This window comes from Winogradskyella immobilis, from assembly GCF_021887715.1.
Taxonomy (GTDB): Bacteria; Bacteroidota; Bacteroidia; order Flavobacteriales; family Flavobacteriaceae; genus Winogradskyella; species Winogradskyella immobilis.
The window spans coordinates 231126-248930 of sequence record NZ_JAIQXX010000001.1; the positions used below are offsets into that span (position 1 = coordinate 231126).

Here is a 17805-nt window from a genome sequence, read left to right on the forward strand (position 1 = left end):
AATGAAACATTTTAAATTAACAAAAATTAGTGTCTTAAGTATACTGTTACTAGCAACATGTATTGTGTCAGGACAACAACTAGAAACTTCTGTTTTTGTAACTGCAAATACAGGGACAACAGATGATAATTCTGTGCTATCCAAAATTAGTAGCGAAGCCAAAACTCTAAACAATTCAAATTTACTAATATTAGGTAATATTGTTTCGAAAGAAGGTTTTTCTGAAAATGCAAAAGCTAAAATATCATCTCAGTTAGATTTGTTAAAAGCGTATAATGGTAAAGTGATTTTTACTCCAGGACATCATGAGTGGGCTATTAATGGCCACAGAGATGTACGAGATCTAGAGAAATTTATCCAAAAAAATAGTGACGCCAAATTTTATCCAGATGAAGGTTGTCCTATTAAAAAGAAGGATTTAACTGATGATGTCGTTTTAATTACTATTGATTCTCAATGGTATCTCGAAGATTGGAATAATCATATATATCTTAATGAAGATTGTGATATTAAAAACAGAACACAGTTTTTCTTAGAATTTGAAAGTATGCTTAAAAAATCGCAAGGAAAAACCATAATGGTAGCAATGCATCATCCTATTTTTTCTAATACTAAAGAAGGACTTATCTCTAGAACAGGAGGAACATCTTTGCATGATTTTCAAAATAAACAAAATTCAAAATTTAGAAATCGCCTTATTACTTTAGCTAGGCAAACTGAAAACATATTTTTTGTTTCTGGACACGACAAAAATTTACAGTATATCAACAAATATGGAATCCCACAAATTATTAGTGGCGCAGCAGGAGATACAAAAAAAGCATCTCCAAAAAGTGAAAGCGATTTTGGGTCTAAAGAAAATGGCTATGCTCGTATAGACCTTTTTAAAGGCGGTGGAGTAAGTGTAACTTTTCAAGGCATATCAACGCCTTTTACAACTCAAGTTGTAGTACCAGTTCAAAAAGAAATCCCTACTAATTTTAAAGATAAAAATAGTTTTGGCTCAACATTTAGTTCTTCTGTATATTCATCAGATGAAACAGAAAAAAGTAAAACCTATAAAGGTTTATGGGGCAAACACTATAGAGATTTATATAGCAAAGCTGTAAATGCAAAAGTAGCTTTTATAGATACTTTAAAAGGTGGATTAACACCTATTAGACGTGGTGGCGGTCATCAATCTAAATCACTACGGTTAGAGACTAAAGATGGTAAACAATATGTAATGCGAGCATTGCGTAAAAGTGCTATTAAATTCTTGCAGTCTACTGCATTTCAAGACAAATATGTAGAAGAGGATTTAGAAGGGAGTTTTGCAGATAGTTTTCTGTTAGATTTTTACACAACTGCACATCCATATACAACTACAACTATAGGAACTCTTGCTGATGCTGTAGATGTTTTTCATACAAATCCAGAATTATATTATATCCCAAAACAAGAAGGTTTAGGAGTCTTTAATGATGAATATGGAGACGAACTCTATATTATAGAAGAACGTGTAGAATCTAACCATAATGATTTAGAAAGTTTCGGAAAACCAGACAAAATATTAAGCACAAACGATGTTTTGCAAGAAATTCATAAAACAGGAAGAGAAATTGTAGATGAACCTTCTTATATAAGAGCACGTTTGTTTGATATGCTTATAGGTGATTGGGACAGACACGAAGACCAATGGCGTTGGGCATTATACAAAAAGGAAGATGGTTCAGAAATATGTAAACCTATTCCAAGAGATAGAGATCAAGCATTTTCAATTTATGATGGAAGTATATTAGGTTTTCTGCGTTGCGCCGTGCCAGCTATGCGTATGATGCAATCTTTTGATGAAGAATTACCAAGTCCTAAATGGTTTAGTTTTGAGCCTTATCCTTTAGATATGACTTTTATCAATCAATCTAACTGGGAAGACTGGGAAAAAGAAGCAAAAGCGCTACAAACGGGTTTAACAGATGATGTTATAGAAATTGCATTTGAGAATCTTCCAGCAGAAATGAAAGATCAAACCATTGATGATATTAAAAGAAAATTAAAAGGGAGACGAGGAAATATTGTAGATATAGCGCGTACATATTACGAATATATAAACAAACATGAAGTTATTACTGGTACTCAAAAATCTGATACGTTTGAAATAACAAGACACCCTGATGGTAAAACAACTATTGATATCCATAGAAAAGATATTGGGGTATTTAATAGAACATTTACTAAAGATGAAACCAAAGAAATATGGATTTATGGTCTTGATGGAAAAGATACTTTTAATGTCACTGGAAAAGGAAATGACTTAATTACGATTAAAATTATGGGTGGAAAAAAGAATGACACTTACAATTTTGAGAATACAAAAAAAGTAAAGCTATACGACTATAAAGGAAAAAATAACACTATTGTAAATAAAAGTTCTAAAAAATGGTTAGTAGATGATTATGAAATCAACAACTACGATTATAAAAAACGAAAGCATAGTGTTAATCAAATATTACCAGTAATAGGGGCAAATCCAGATGATGGACTAGGTATTGGTCTTATAAATAACTTTACAACCTATGGCTTACAACGTAACCCATTTACCACAAGACACACTATAGGTGCAACATACTATACTGGTAATTCAGGTTATGATTTGTCTTATAGAGGAGAGTTTTCAAATATCTTCCATAATTGGAATTTTGCTGTAGAAGGAAAATACACAAGTCCAAACTTTGCACAAAACTTCTTCGGTTTTGGTAATGACACTGAATATGATAAAGATTTTGATGATCCTGCAACAGCCGCTGATGAATCAGACCTAGATTTTAACCGTGTAAGTATAAGAGAATGGAGCGCAGCAATTTCTTTAGTGTGGAGAGGTAGAGATGGAGGCTCTTTTTATTTTAAACCTCTTATAGAATCTTTTGACGTAGAAAATGATACGGATAGATTTATAAATACTTTCTTTCCTGCAGACGCAACTCTTTTCGAAAGACAAATTTATGCGGGTGCAGAGGTAAATTATAGTTATAAAAATAAAGATAATGTCTCATACCCAACATTAGGTTTAGATGTAGGTATTACAGCTGGTTATAAAACGACTATAGATGGCGATGTAAATGGAGAAGATATCGATAATAATTTTGGTTATGTAAAACCGTATTTTGCAATAGATCATAGATTAAACAAAAGTGCCAGTTTAGTATTAGCAACAAAAATAGGCGGAGAAGCTATTCTTGGTGATGATTTTGAGTTATATCATGCAGCACAATTAGGTGGAGGTAAAGACCTAAGAGGATTTAGAAGAGAACGTTTTACAGGTAAGTATTCTGTATTTCATACTACAGATTTAAGATTACGATTAGGGAAGTTTAAAAGTAGTTTCATTCCTCTCAAATACGGTATTACCGGTGGTGTCGATTATGGAAGAGTATGGTTAGATGATGATAATTCAGACAAATGGCATAGCAGTGCTGGTGGTTCTTTCTGGATTAGTGGTTTAGAAACATTTACAGCAAATTTAGGCTATTACGGTAGTAGTGATGGCGGAAGAATTTCATTTGTATTAGGATTTGCTTTCTAAAATAGAATAATTTAATAATAAACATCATAAGGTTACATAAATGAAAAAACCAGTTGCAATAGCTCAAGTAAGTAAATTAGAAAACAAGCAACCAGTGCACGCACTTGTAAATGGATTGGATCTAGTCATCGTAAAATTTGATGATGATATTTCTGTTCTTTACGGTAGATGTTTGCATAGAGGAGCATTAATGTCCGATGGTCATGTAGATGGCCATAATCTTATTTGCGGAGTTCATGGTTGGGATTATAGAGTTGATTCTGGAGTTTCAGAGTATAATAATAAAGAGGTGCTTCATAAGTTTTCTACTAAAATAGAAGGCGATGATTTAATGGTCGATGAATTTGAAATTGATGCTTATTTAGAAAATCATCCGCAACCTTTCAACAGAGAACAATACCTTGGAGCTTATGCCGATACGCATCCTGAAGACACAGAGCCTTATACAAATTACATAAAAGAATTAGCCCAAAATGGATTAAAAAATATTGGGCATCACGGCTTTTCTGCATCCATGGGAGTGGATAGAAATACACTCCCTAAATGGAATGATATTCAGTTTTTACCAGCACAATTAGCATCTCGTCCGCTATTAGATCACGAAGATGTAGCAACTAAAGTTGTTATTGGGCCTAACGCTAAAAAACCTTTAGAATTAGATATGCCTCTTTTTGTAAGTGATATGAGTTTTGGAGCCTTATCTCGCGAAGCTAAAATTGCTTTAAGTAAAGGCGCAGAACTAGCTGGTACAGGAATTTGTTCTGGTGAAGGAGGCATGCTTCCTGAAGAACAAGCCAATAATTCAAAATATTTTTATGAATTAGCTTCAGCTCAATTCGGTTTTACTTGGGACAAACTAGACCATGTACAAGCTTTTCATTTTAAAGCAGGCCAAGGTGCTAAAACAGGAACAGGTGGCCATTTGCCAGGAAATAAAGTAAGTAAAGAAATTGCTGAAGTAAGAGGATTAAATGAAGGTGAAACTGCTATTTCGCCAGCTGCAAATCCAAATTTTCATACGGTTGAAGATTTTAAAGTATTTGCAGATAAAGTGCGTGAGCATACAGGAGGGATACCAATAGGGTTTAAAATTGCAGCAAGTCATATTGAAAAAGACATTCAATTTGCGCTTGATGTTGGTGTTGATTATATCATATTAGATGGTCGTGGTGGTGGTACCGGTTCTGCTCCTACCATTTTAAGAGATCATATTAATGTACCAACGATTCCTGCATTAGCAAGAGCAAGAGCATATATGGATAAAGTTGGAGCAACCGATGTGACCATAGTAATTACTGGAGGTTTACGTGTTGCTGAAGATTTTGCAAAAGCAATGATGTTGGGAGCAGATGCTATTGCAGTATCTAATTCTGCATTACAAGCCATTGGATGTTTAGGGATGCGTGCTTGCGGAAGCAATAACTGCCCGGTAGGTATTGCAACGCAAAAAGAATCGTTACGTAGTAGAATTATTATTAATGAATCTGCAAAACAGTTACATAACTATTTTGACGCAACCAATAATCTTATAAAAGTTGTAGCACGTTCTTGTGGTTATGATGACATAACAAAATTTAATCACGACGACCTTTCAACATTTGATAGAGACATCCATTTTTTAACAGGAATAAATTACGCAGGTTTAAATTAAAACGAAATGAATACAATAGAATTTTATGGGGCGGATTGGTGTCCTGATTGCCAGAGAGCAAAAGCATATTTAAAGGAAAATGATGTAGATTTTAATTTTATCGATGTAGATTTAGATAAAGATGCAACTGCTCGCGTAGAATCTATAAATAAAGGGAAACGGATTATACCAACACTTATTATTAACGGTAAATCTTTTACTAATCCAGATAATGCAATATTAGCTTCTACTTTAGGAATAAACAAACAAGGACGTGTCATTTTATATGGAGCAAATTGGTGTCCAGATTGTCAACGCGCAAAATCATACCTTCAAGATAATGGTATAAATTTTCAGTTTATTGAAGTTGACAAACACGATTGGGCAACACAATTAGTAGAACAAACCAATAATGGTAAACGTATTATACCAACTCTATTTATAGATGGTAAATCTTATACCAATCCAGATAATGCTGTTTTAAAAGATGTTTTAGCCATAGGTAATGAAGCAGAACAAAAAGTGTACGATAGCATTGTTGTAGGAGCTGGCGCTGCAGGCCTTACAGCTTCAATTTATATTCAACGAGATCGTTTTAATTCTTTAATTCTTGAAAAGAAAAATGTAGGAGGTAATGCTTTTTTAACAGAAAAAATTGAAAATTATCCAGGTTTTACAACCATTTCTGGTTCAGAGCTTACACAAAGAATGGCAGAACAAGCTAAAACGTATGGAGCCAAAATAGAAACGGGAGTCACTGTACAGTCTATTAAAAAAGAAGGAGAAACATTTACTTTAGGCACCAATATGGGAGATTACTCAAGTAAAACAGTTGTTTTAGCATTAGGCTCTACGTATAGAAAACTAGGAATAGAAAATGAAGAGGATTTAATAGGTGCAGGTATTCACTTTTGCGCTACCTGTGATGGAGCGTTTTATAGAGACAGAGAAGTTATTGTAGTAGGTGGAGGAAATAGTGCCTTAGAAGAAGGTATTTTTCTCGCATCTTTCTGTAAAAAAGTGATTATTGTAAATCGTGGAAATACTTTTTCAGCTTCTGAAACTTATGTAGAAAAATTACCTTCAATTAAAAATATTGAGGTGCATATGAATAAAGAATCTGTTGCATTTTTAAAAGATGAGAACGATAACTTCAAAGGCTTAAAAGTTAAAGACAAAAGTACAAATGAAGAAAATGAACTCTATGCAGATGGTTCATTCATTTTTATTGGTCTTATCCCAAACACAGCAGATGTAAAAGGTTTTATAGACTTAAACAAACGTGGGTTTATTACAACAACAGGTTTAGGAGAAACAAATGTAAGAGGTGTTTTTGCTGCAGGAGATTGTAGAGAAGGTGCTATAGCACAAGTAGCCGCAGCAACAGGTGAAGGTGTTTTAGCCAGTTACGGAATCCGTCAATTTTTTAAATAACTAAACATAAATATCATGGAACTTACAATGGAATTTTGGTACCTATTACCAATATCAATCGCAATTGCAACAATAGCTATGTCATCAGGAATTGGTGGCGCTGTATTTTTTTCACCGCTTTTTATGATCGGTCTTGGTTTAGATCCAAAAATAGCTATAGGTACTGCTCTTGCAACAGAATTATTCGGATTTAGTTCTGGTTTAATGGCCTATTGGAAAGCAAAGCTAATTGACTTTAAATTAGGATTAAACCTTTTACTCATTTCAATACCTTTTGCTATAATAGGAACCGTTTATGGAGACTTAGTGCCACCGCTTATATTAAAAGCTATTTTTGGTATAGGAATCATTTTTATAGGTTATCAACTTTATGTGTCTTGGAGACAAGAAGAAAAAGAAAAATTAGAAGCAGCTCATAAAAAAGAGTTTGAAACTAACTATGAAAGCACATTAACAGATGCAGATGGAAATGTATATAATTACACCATTTGTAATAAAAATATGGGAAGAATGTTTGCAGCCATTGGAGGTGCTTTTCTAGGAATGATTTCGGTAGGACTTGCAGAATTACAAGAATATCATTTAGTAGCAAAATGTAAAGTACCTACTCGAGTAGCAGTAGCAACATCAATTTTTGTAGTTGTTATTACTGTTTTAGTTGCTTCAATAGGTCATTTTTATGAATTTGCTCAAGAAGGTGGAGAAGTAATGAACCAAGTAGTAAATCTAATCATATTTACAATCCCTGGAGTTATAATAGGAGGTCAAATAGGACCTAAATTACAAAAGGTAATACCAGCAGATAAGATGAAAGTAGGCATTTCATTCTTATTTATATTAGTTGGAGCTTTTATGTTATATACATTAATTTAAAAAAATGAGTACAAAAAATAAAAAGTGGTATAAAGTTTTAGATAATAGAAAAACGTTACCAGAAGGTCGTGTAAAAACAGTAACTGCTGGCCACCAAGGTATTTGTCTAACACATTATAAAGGAAAATTCTCGGCATTAGATAATGCCTGTCCACATCAAGGTGGTCCTTTAGGAGAAGGTTCTATTGAAAATGGTATGTTGCGTTGCCCTTGGCACGGTTGGGATTTTGATCCTTGCAATGGGCAATCACCAGGAGGTCATGATGATAGTATTAAAACCTTTGAAGTTAAAGAAGAAGGTGATGCTATATATGTTGGACTTGAAGAAGAAGCACCTCACGAAGAGACCATATCAGATGTGATGATCCAAACCATGGTAAATTGGGGTGTTGATACCGTTTTTGGAATGGTAGGCCATAGTAACCTTGCTGTTGCAGATGCTATGCGAAGACAAGAAGAAAAAGGAAAACTGCAATTTTTTGGAATTCGTCATGAAGGTGCTGCCTCTTTTGCTGCATCAGGTTATGCAAAATTAACAGGAAAACCCGCAGCTTGCTTTGGTATAGCTGGTCCAGGTGCTACCAATATGTATACAGGAATGTGGGATGCCAAAGTAGATAGAGCGCCTATGTTAGCACTTTCTGGTCAGGTAAACACACAGGTTATTGGTACTGGAGCATTTCAAGAAGTAGATTTAGTTAATGCGTTTGATAGCGTTTCAGAATTTAATCACGCTGTGCATTTAAATTCTAATCATAGTGAGTTAATGTCACTTGCTGTAAAGACAGCTTTAATAAAAAGAGATGTGGTTCACTTAACGTTTCCGGATGAAGTAGCATTCACTAAAAAACCTGAAAATTCTGTAGCTCAAACACCTGAGAACAGAATAACACCTTTTAATATTTCGCCACCAAAAGAGATGACGCAACAAGCAGTTGATTTGCTTAAAGCTTCAAAAAGACCAGTCATTATTGTAGGTCACGGTGCGCGTTTTCAAATGGAATCTATTATCGCTTACGCGGAAAGTTTAGACTGTCCAGTAATTACAACTTTTAAAGGAAAAGGATTAATAGCAGATAATCACCCGTTAGGCTGTGGTGTACTAGGAAGAAGTGGTACACCTATAGCCTCTTGGTTTATGAATGAAAGTGATTTATTGTTAGTATTTGGTGCTTCTTTTTCAAACCATACTGGTATAACACCAAAGAAACCAATTATTCAAGTAGATTTTGATCCATTAGCATTGAGTAAGCATCATAAAGTTGATGTTGCTTTATGGGGAGAAATATCCGAAACTTTAACCCTTTTAACAGCACAGACAAAAGGGAATACCAACACCACAAATCAGCGAAAAGAAATAGCTGATAGATGGCAATATTGGAAAGAAGAAAAAGAAAGTCGTCTTAAAGATTGCGGTAGTGCTTTAAGTTCAATTGCTGTATTTAATGCTATGAATAAGGTAACGCCAGACAATGCTGTAATTGCTGTAGATGTTGGTAATAACACCTACTCTTTTGGAAGATATTTTGAGCCAAAAAATCAATCAGTATTAATGTCGGGTTATCTAGGATCCATTGGTTTTGCTTTACCAGCAGCAATGGGAGCTTGGGCAGCAGAAGGAGATAAAAGACCAATATGGTCTGTTTCTGGTGATGCTGGATTGGGCCAATATTTAGCTGAAATAAATACGATTGTTAAATACAATATGAATATTAAGCATATTGTATTAAACAATTCTGAACTCGGTAAAATATCAAAAGAACAACGTGCAGCAGAAGTAGATGTATGGCAAACGTCATTAACAAATCCAAGTTTTGCTCAATATGCTGAAAATTGTGGTGCTTTAGGAATTCGTGTTGAAAAACTAGAAGACTTAATTCCTGCAATGAAAAAACTTAATGAACATAATGGTCCTGCACTTTTGGAGGTCATTACAGATGTAAATTTAATTTAATACTAAATAGAATAAAAATGTTACAAAATTTAAAAAACGGAGTTGCAGCACAAGGTTATGATGTTGTGTCATTCTTTAATGGAACACCTTTAAAAGGTCAAACAAGCCATTCAGCTAATTATAATGACGCAAAATATGTTTTTGCTTCTGCCGAAAATCAAAAAAAGTTTGAAGCATCGCCAGAAAGTTATGCGCCAGAATATGGTGGCTTTTGCGCTATTGCAATGTCTGAAGAGAAAGAAGTTGACCCAAACCCTAAAAGTTGGGAAATTAGAGATGGAAAATTATATTTTTTCACAAGAATGCTTTTCGGAATTATTGATGCTAAAAGACAATGGGTTAAAAAACCTGAAGAGTTAAGAGATTTAGCAGATAAAGCTTGGTCTAAAATGAACGCATAATGGCACAACACGATTTTAATAAAGAATCCCTAGAACTTCACAAAAAGCACAAGGGAAAGATTGAAGTAGTATCAAAGATTGAAGTAAATACTACAGACGATCTTTCTCGCGTATACTCACCTGGAGTAGCAGCACCATGCTTAGCAATTGCAGAAAATGTAGATGAAGCATATAACTTAACTATAAAAGGAAATACAATTGCAGTGGTTTCTGATGGAACAGCAGTTTTAGGCTTAGGGAATATTGGACCAGAAGCTGCAATTCCTGTTATGGAAGGTAAAGCCATGTTATTTAAAAAATTCGCAAATGTTGATGCATTTCCTATTTGTTTAAACACAACTGTCGCTTCTGAAATTATTGAAACTGTAAAACGAATTGCACCTGTATTTGGTGGTGTAAATCTAGAAGACATTTCGGCACCTCGTAGTTTTGAAGTTGAATCTGCTTTACAAGACATTGGTATTCCAGTATTTCATGATGACCAACACGGAACAGCAATTGTTGCTCTTGCTGGAATATTAAATAGTTGCAAAGTATTAGGTAAAGATATTTCAGATTTAAAAATTGTAATTAATGGTGCTGGCGCAGCAGGAATTGCAATTTCGCGTTTATTACGATGTATCAGTATTGATCCTAATGTTTGTATTCCTGTAAAGCAAGTACTAGTATGTGATAGTAAAGGTATTATTCATAAAAACAGAACCAATTTAAACCCTGTTAAAAAAGAATTACTTAGCTATTCTAACCCTGAGAGTATTGAAGGAACATTGAAAGATGCTATTAAAGGTGCAGATGTATTTATTGGTGTAAGTGTTGCTAATATATTGACAGCAGAGGATATAAAAACAATGGCTAAAAACCCTGTGATTTTTGCATTAGCAAACCCTGACCCAGAGATTATGCCAGAAGAAGCATATAAAGGAGGCGCAGCAATTATTGCAACAGGAAGAAGTGATTATCCTAATCAAGTTAATAATGTATTAGCATTTCCAGGTATTTTTAGAGGCGCATTAGATTGCAGAGCAAAACGTATTACGCCTAAAATGAAAATTGCCGCTGCTTATGCTATTGCAGATTGTGTAATGAATCCTGACAAGGAAAATATTATACCAAAAAGTTTAAATAAAGAAATCGCATCTAAGGTAGCTGAAGCTGTAAAACAAGCCTATGTAGATTATGATGAGTAAAATTAGGAACATAATAAGTTATTTGTTTTTATTATTTATTACAACAAACCTTAATGCTCAAGATTTATCTGTATTGTTTGAACAGCTTGATTTGTCAGTCGTAACCATTGAGGTTGTAGAGTATAAAGTTAAAGACCGACAAGTAACAAGTTCTGGAGGTTTAGGCTCTGGTGTAATCATTGATAAGGAAGGTCTAATTCTTACAGCTGCGCACGTCGTTGAATCCGCAAATGAAATATCTGTTAAATTACAGAATGGTACTTCATTTCCAGCAGATGTAGTGTCAAGTTCAACTGCGGCAGATGTAGCGCTTCTTAAGCTAAGAAAGGTTCCGCAAAACCTAAAACCTGCAACTTTAGGAAATTCTAATAATTCAAAGATTGGGGAGCAGATACTTATTATTGGTGCTCCGCGTGGTCTTGAACATTCTTTGTCTGTTGGGCATATAAGTCGTAAGATGAATAAAAATATGATTTCTAATGGTGAAATGGCAGGTTTTATACAGACAGATGCTTCTATAAATCAAGGGAATTCTGGCGGACCAATGTTTAATTTAAAAGGCGAAGTTATAGGTGTTGTCAGTTTTATACTTACTAATAGTGGAGGATTTGAAGGTCTTGGTTTTGCAGTAGATATTGATACGGCAAAAAAAGTATTGTTTGATGTCAATAGTTTTTGGACGGGTTTTGATGGTGTTTTTTTAAGCGAAGGATTAGCAGGTGTTTTTAATACTCCGCAAAAATCTGGAGTCTTAATTCAACGCGTAACATCAAATTCATTTGCTGATAAAATAGGATTAAGGCCTGGAGTTATTCAAGCAGAAATACTAGGTCAAAAAATATGGTTAGGAGGTGATATTATTTTAAGCATTCAAGGATTAAGTTGTAATGCACCTCACGATTTAGGTAATATTAAAAAACAGATTGAGAATCTCAAAGCTGGAGACCAAGTTCTTATTGAAGTTTTGAGAAAAGGAAAAGTATTAACTCTTGAAGCTAAATTTTTATAGTAAAATAGAATTAAAACTAGTGGGTAATTTATGTTTACTATTGAGATGTAAGCACACATTTAGATACTCTTAAAGTTGAAATGAAAAAACGACTCATAAGTAAAAAGGAACCTTACAGATATCAGAATAATGAACGCTTCAAATAAATGAGACATTGTGAGTAAGATGTATTAAATATGAACCAATTTATTTTGAATTATATAAAAAAGCATAAATACTTAATTGCTCTTTTAAGTGTCTTTAATTTTTTGTTAACTCCTATTCATATTGGTCTGAGTGATTTTAATCCAGCTTATGTTATCGTTGTAAATTATACACTAGTAATTTTAGGTAGTTCATTAATTGCATCTAAAAAAATAGCGAAATGGACGACATACATTATAGGGTTTCTAACATTAATAGCCATTTGGTTAGAATTTTCTGATCCTAGCTCTAGGCCTATTTTAATTTATAGGTTAACATTTTCATTTTTATTGTTTGCTTGTTTCTGTATCGTTCTTATAAAACAATTATTAAAAATAAAAGAGGTAAATCTACAGTTTATTCTAGGCCCGTTATTAGGATTTCTATACTTAGGAATTATTGGAGGAATTCTCTTTGAATCTATTCATTTAATGAACTCTAATTCATTTCAATTAATAGATGGTTACTCTGGTTACAGTTTTTATTACTTCAGTTTTATAAGCATTACTACTGTTGGTTATGGAGATATTACTCCACTTACTGCTCCTGCACAATCGCTTACGCTTGTTATGAATATCATAGGACAGTTCTACCTTGCGATTGTTATTGGTGTTTTTGTGGGGAAATATATTAACACAAAATAAAATGAGATGTCATTAAATACTAAAGAATATTACAATAGAGATTTATCGTGGTTAAGATTTAATCATCGCGTACTTCAAGAAGCTGCAGATAAAAGAAATCCGTTATATGAGCGTATTAAGTTTTTGGCCATTTTTTCTTCTAATTTAGACGAGTTTTTTAAAGTACGTGTTTCAGATATTAGAAAAATAAAACAGTTAGATAAACCACTTCGAAAACGACTAATAACAAAGCCAAATAAGTTATTAAAAGAAATTAAGAAACAAGTTGATAGTCAGCAAAAGGAATTTGGACGTATCTTTTTTGATGAGATTATTCCAGCATTAGAAAGTGAAGATATTCATCTCTTACCCTATAAAGAATTTAACAAAGAGCAACAGAAGTTTAGCGAAACCTATTATAAAGAAAAAATTCAACCATCACAATCTTTAAGCATTAGTGAAAATAAACCATTTATTGAAAACGAAGCCTTGTATCTCGTTGCTCAAATGGTAGATAACTCACTGATTTGGGTAAAAATAAATGAAGATACGCCTCGGTTTATAGAGCTCCCTTCTACAGACAATAAGCACTATATCACATTTGTTGATGATATTATAAAACACAATTTAAACGCATATTATAAGCTAGATTTTTATAGTATAAAAATATCGAGAGATGCAGAGTTATATATAGAGAATGAGTATTCGGGTAATTTGCTAGACAAAATTAAAAACGCATTGCCTAATAGAGTTAGTGGTCAAGTAACTAGGGCTTTATTTGATGAGTTAATACCAGAAAAATTACAATTAAAGATAAACGAAGCTTTAGATATTAATGATACAGATATTATAAAAGGTGGAACCTATCATAATTTTAAAGACTTTTTTGGTTTCCCAAACCCGACTTCCAAAAACCTATCCTTTGTAGATTTACCGCCATTACATAACAAAGCATTTGATGATTACACGAGTATATTTAGTGCAATAAAATCTAAAGATAGGCTTTTGCATTTCCCATACCAATCGTATCAACCTGTTATTCAGTTAATAGAAGAAGCTTCTACGGATGTAAATGTTACAAAAATTAAAATAACATTATATAGAGTTTCAAAAGATTCTCTTGTTGCAAATGCCCTTTTAAAAGCAGCCAAAAATGGCAAAGATGTTTTTGTTTTTATTGAGACTAAAGCACGTTTTGATGAAGAAAATAATATAAAATGGGGCAAAGTTTTAGAAGAAAATGGTGCTAACGTAGTCTATAGTTATCCGGGAATAAAAGTACATTCTAAAATTTTATATATAGAGCGTAATGAAGAAAATAAATCACGTGTTTATGGTTATATAAGTACTGGTAATTTTAATGAAAAAACATCAAAAATATATACAGATTATGGCTTGATGACGTCAAATTCTAAAATTACAAAAGAACTCAAACAAGTATTTCAGGTATTAGAACGAGATATTATAATTCCTAAATCTAAACGGCTTTTAATATCACCATTTACAACACGAAGCACATTTAGAGAGTTAATAGAAGTCGAAATTGAGAATGCAAAAGCAGGTAAAGATGCCTATATAATTTTAAAATTAAATAGTCTTCAAGATGCTAAAATGATTAAGTTACTCTATAAAGCCAGTAATGCAGGTGTAAAAATCAGATTATTCATACGTGGTATTTGTTGCTTAATTCCTGGGGTTGAAGGGCAAAGTGAAAACATATACATAACCAGTATTGTCGATCGATTTTTAGAACATGGAAGATTGTATATTTTCGGAAATAATGGAGAAGAAAAAATGTATCTTGGTTCTGCAGATTGGATGACGCGTAATTTAGATCATAGAATAGAAGTGATAACACCTGTTTTAGATCGAGATATTCATTTAAAACTAAAAGAATTATTGGACTTGCAATTAAATGACACTACAAAATCAAGGATAATAGATTGTGATCAAATTAATAATTATGTAGAAAAAGGTTCGTTAAAAGAATCTTCTCAGCATACAATATATAAAACGTTATTATGAGCGATAAACGGAAAGAGAAGGCAGAAGATCAATATTTAATGGAAGGATTAAATGTAGATAAAGATGCGTTAAAACAATTAAAAAAGAAATTAGCAAAAGTAGCACCAAGATCAGAAAGAGGTGTAGAAACATTATTTAGATTGTTATCTAAAAATCAGTATACTTTAAATACAATGATAGATACAAAATCAAATATTTTGATATCAATAAATGCATTGATTTTGTCATTAATATTAGGAACTGTAATGAGTCAATTGAGTACTGATCCTCATCTTATATTTCCAATTGTAATGATGTTATTTACCAATTTAGCATCAATCGCTTTTGCTATTTTCGCTACGCGCCCAGAACTTGTACATGGAAAAAGAGAAGCTAAAAATTTAATGTTTTATGGCAACTTTCAAGATATGGAGGAAGATGAGTATATCAGTAAGGTGACCAACTTAATGAATGAAGGTGATGAGCTTTATAAAACCATTGCTACTGATACTTACCATTTAGGAAAAACGATTGATCGTAAATTTAAGTTACTTCGAAAATCGTTTAATATTTTTTTAATAGGAATTATTTTGTCGGTAATTGCATTTATTGGTTGCCATGCTTTATTTGGTGGTCTTATATAAAACCAAAAAACTCGCAACGTTTTCAAAATGAAATTGTTACGAGTTATGGTGGTGGTGCCTCCAGGAATCGAACCAGGGACACAAGGATTTTCAGTCCTTTGCTCTACCAACTGAGCTAAGGCACCAATTGCTTAATTAAGCGGATGCAAATATATATTCATTTTTAGTATTACCAAAAAGAAATTGCTAAAATTTGATTTTATAAATTTGCACTCTATAAAAAGTCTATGAACCTTGTAATTGATGTTGGTAATACCTTTATAAAATTTGCTGTTTTTGGCAGAGAAACCTTAGAGCATAAGGTGCGTTTTAAGTCATCTCATTTTATTGCGGAATTTAAGGCTGTAAAAGAAGCATATCCAAATTTAAAACGCGCTATAATATCCTCTGTTGGAAACCTAAAAGCCGATTGTATTGAGTTAGCAACCGAAAATATTGACCTCATAACCTTAGATGCTAAAACAAAATTACCTTTTATAAATAGTTATAAAACTCCAAAAACATTAGGAGTAGATCGTATAGCTTTAGTAAGTGCATCAGTAAAAGAATTTCCTAAAAAAAATGTATTAATTATAGATGCGGGAACATGTGTTACTTATGATTTTATTACGGATAAAAACGAATATTTAGGAGGCGCTATTTCACCAGGAATTAGATTAAGATATCAAACGCTACATAATTTAACAGCAAATCTTCCGTTATTAAAAACTAGCCAGCCTGAAAACATTATTGGTAATACAACGGAATCTGCAATTCATTCTGGGATTGTAAATGGAATAATTAAGGAAATTGATGGTGTAATAGATGAATATCGTCATAAATACTCAGATTTAACAATTATTTTAACAGGTGGAGATGCTAAATTCTTGTCAAACCAATTAAAAAATAGCATATTTGCGAATTCGAATTTTCTGTTAGAAGGTTTGAACTTTATTCTAGAATTTAATTCAAAATAATGATAAAACGACTTGTTGTAATTCTTATTGCAATTATAGGAAGCCAAACATTTGCTCAGCAAGGTGGTACTGCTTCTCCATATTCTTTTTTTGGTATTGGCAGCCTTCAATTTAGAGGCACTGTTGAAAATCGTAGTATGGGAGGAATAAGTGTATATTCAGACAGTATACATATTAATCTTAGAAACCCTGCATTTTATACAGGGAAAAATGTTGAGGCATCACCATATAATAATGAAAGTCGCCCTGTTAAATTTGCTGTCGCAGGTAGTTTTAACAATCTTTCATTAGAAAGTGCTAGTACTTCCGAAAACGCAAATGCTTCAGCTTTTGATTATATAGCTTTAACATTACCTGCAGGACGATTTGGTATTGGTTTTGGATTATTGCCATTTACATCTGTTGGTTATCAATTAGAAGATTTAAGCCCAGTGAGTAACGATTTACTATTTCGTTACGAAGGCGAAGGTGGATTAAACAAAGTGTTTTTGGGTACAGGTTATCAAATTAATAACAATTTAAGAGTAGGTGTAGATGTAAATTATAACTTCGGAAATATTCAAAACAGTGCTATAGAATTTGTTTATGATGATGAAGGGAATTTGGTTCAATTTCAAACTCGAGAGAATAATAGATCAGATTTAACAGGGGTTAATTTTAACCTTGGTATTGCGTACAATAAAAAAGTTACTGAAAAGCTAGAATTATCAGCTACAGCAGCTTTCTCACCAGAAAGTAATTTAACATCGACAAACGATCGCTCCCTATCTACAATAGTAATAAACGGTTTTACAGGAGCTGAGGTTGTGCAAAACACTATAGATTTAAACCTAAATAATACAAATTTGGCAGAAACAGATTTAACTTTGCCATCTCGCTTGTCTTTTGGAGCTGGTATAGGAGAATCAAAACACTGGTTTGTTGGAGCTGAATACATAGCGCAAAACACAAGCGAATTTGATAACCCTATTTTTAGTACCACGAATTCTTCTTTTGAAGATGCATCTTCAATTTCTATAGGAGGGTTTTATATCCCAAATTATAATTCTTTCTCTAAATACTTAAGTAGAGTAGTTTATAGAGCGGGTTTTAGAGTAGAAAACACAGGTTTAGTTGTAAATAATGAGTCCATAGACGAGTTTGGCATATCTTTTGGTTTAGGTTTACCGGTTGGCAAGCCTACGGGAGGATTATTCTCAGAGATAAATCTCGGATTTGAATATGGAGAACGTGGTACAACAAACCAGAATTTAATAAGAGAGAAATTTTTTAATTTCAACGTCAGTCTATCTTTAAGTGATAGATGGTTTCAAAAACGAAAATATAACTAACAAAAATTAAAAAC

13 protein-coding genes and 1 tRNA gene are annotated in these 17805 nt (G+C 32.9%); 13 read left to right on the forward strand and 1 reads right to left on the reverse strand.

Features of this window, described 5'->3' with window-relative positions; all coding sequences use genetic code 11:
- Position 1 precedes the first annotated feature (1 nt).
- From K8Z87_RS01045 to K8Z87_RS01095, 11 genes are all read left to right on the forward strand, one after another.
- The gene (locus K8Z87_RS01045; protein WP_227475581.1) at positions 2-3562 is read left to right on the forward strand and encodes a metallophosphoesterase family protein; all 3561 of its coding nucleotides are present in this window, start codon (positions 2-4) and stop codon (positions 3560-3562) included.
- 40 nt (positions 3563-3602) lie between these two features.
- Positions 3603-5213 (forward strand): glutamate synthase-related protein, encoded by a 1611-nt coding sequence (locus K8Z87_RS01050; RefSeq protein WP_227475582.1) that lies wholly within the window; start codon positions 3603-3605, stop codon positions 5211-5213.
- A 6-nt stretch (positions 5214-5219) separates the two neighbouring features.
- The gene (locus K8Z87_RS01055) at positions 5220-6626 is read left to right on the forward strand and encodes an FAD-dependent oxidoreductase (RefSeq protein ID WP_227475583.1); all 1407 of its coding nucleotides are present in this window, start codon (positions 5220-5222) and stop codon (positions 6624-6626) included.
- Positions 6627-6641: 15 nt separating this feature from the next.
- Positions 6642-7499: a sulfite exporter TauE/SafE family protein gene (locus tag K8Z87_RS01060; protein ID WP_227475584.1), complete on the forward strand. Its 858-nt coding sequence runs from the start codon at positions 6642-6644 to the stop codon at positions 7497-7499.
- 4 nt (positions 7500-7503) lie between these two features.
- Complete coding sequence (locus K8Z87_RS01065) at positions 7504-9453, forward strand: thiamine pyrophosphate-binding protein (RefSeq protein WP_227475585.1); 1950 nt, start codon at positions 7504-7506, stop codon at positions 9451-9453.
- A gap of 17 nt (positions 9454-9470) precedes the next feature.
- Complete coding sequence (locus K8Z87_RS01070) at positions 9471-9854, forward strand: YHS domain-containing (seleno)protein (RefSeq protein WP_227475586.1); 384 nt, start codon at positions 9471-9473, stop codon at positions 9852-9854.
- On the forward strand, positions 9854-11041 hold the full coding sequence (locus K8Z87_RS01075; RefSeq protein WP_227475587.1) for an NAD(P)-dependent malic enzyme: 1188 nt from the start codon (positions 9854-9856) through the stop codon (positions 11039-11041). The genes K8Z87_RS01070 and K8Z87_RS01075 overlap by 1 nt, the downstream gene beginning before the upstream one ends.
- Complete coding sequence (locus K8Z87_RS01080) at positions 11031-12050, forward strand: S1C family serine protease (protein ID WP_227475588.1); 1020 nt, start codon at positions 11031-11033, stop codon at positions 12048-12050. The genes K8Z87_RS01075 and K8Z87_RS01080 overlap by 11 nt, the downstream gene beginning before the upstream one ends.
- 176 nt (positions 12051-12226) lie before the next feature.
- A complete protein-coding gene (locus tag K8Z87_RS01085; RefSeq protein ID WP_227475589.1) occupies positions 12227-12877 on the forward strand; it encodes an ion channel in 651 nt (216 codons plus the stop codon).
- 6 nt (positions 12878-12883) lie between these two features.
- Positions 12884-14881, forward strand: a complete 1998-nt coding sequence (gene ppk1 / locus K8Z87_RS01090) for a polyphosphate kinase 1 (RefSeq protein WP_227475590.1) — start codon at positions 12884-12886, stop codon at positions 14879-14881.
- Complete coding sequence (locus K8Z87_RS01095; RefSeq protein WP_227475591.1) at positions 14878-15504, forward strand: Pycsar system effector family protein; 627 nt, start codon at positions 14878-14880, stop codon at positions 15502-15504. Before ppk1 ends, K8Z87_RS01095 begins: the two co-directional genes overlap by 4 nt.
- A gap of 49 nt (positions 15505-15553) precedes the next feature.
- On the opposite strand, the gene K8Z87_RS01100 is transcribed toward K8Z87_RS01095, so the two are convergent.
- A tRNA-Phe gene (locus K8Z87_RS01100) sits at positions 15554-15629 on the reverse strand.
- Positions 15630-15731: 102 nt separating this feature from the next.
- On the opposite strand from K8Z87_RS01100, the gene K8Z87_RS01105 reads away from it, so the two are divergent.
- Both K8Z87_RS01105 and K8Z87_RS01110 read left to right on the forward strand, forming a co-directional pair.
- Entirely contained in the window at positions 15732-16460 is a 729-nt protein-coding gene (locus tag K8Z87_RS01105) for a type III pantothenate kinase (RefSeq protein ID WP_227475592.1), read from the forward strand.
- Positions 16460-17791 (forward strand): hypothetical protein, encoded by a 1332-nt coding sequence (locus K8Z87_RS01110; protein WP_227475594.1) that lies wholly within the window; start codon positions 16460-16462, stop codon positions 17789-17791. Before K8Z87_RS01105 ends, K8Z87_RS01110 begins: the two co-directional genes overlap by 1 nt.
- Positions 17792-17805 lie beyond the last annotated feature (14 nt).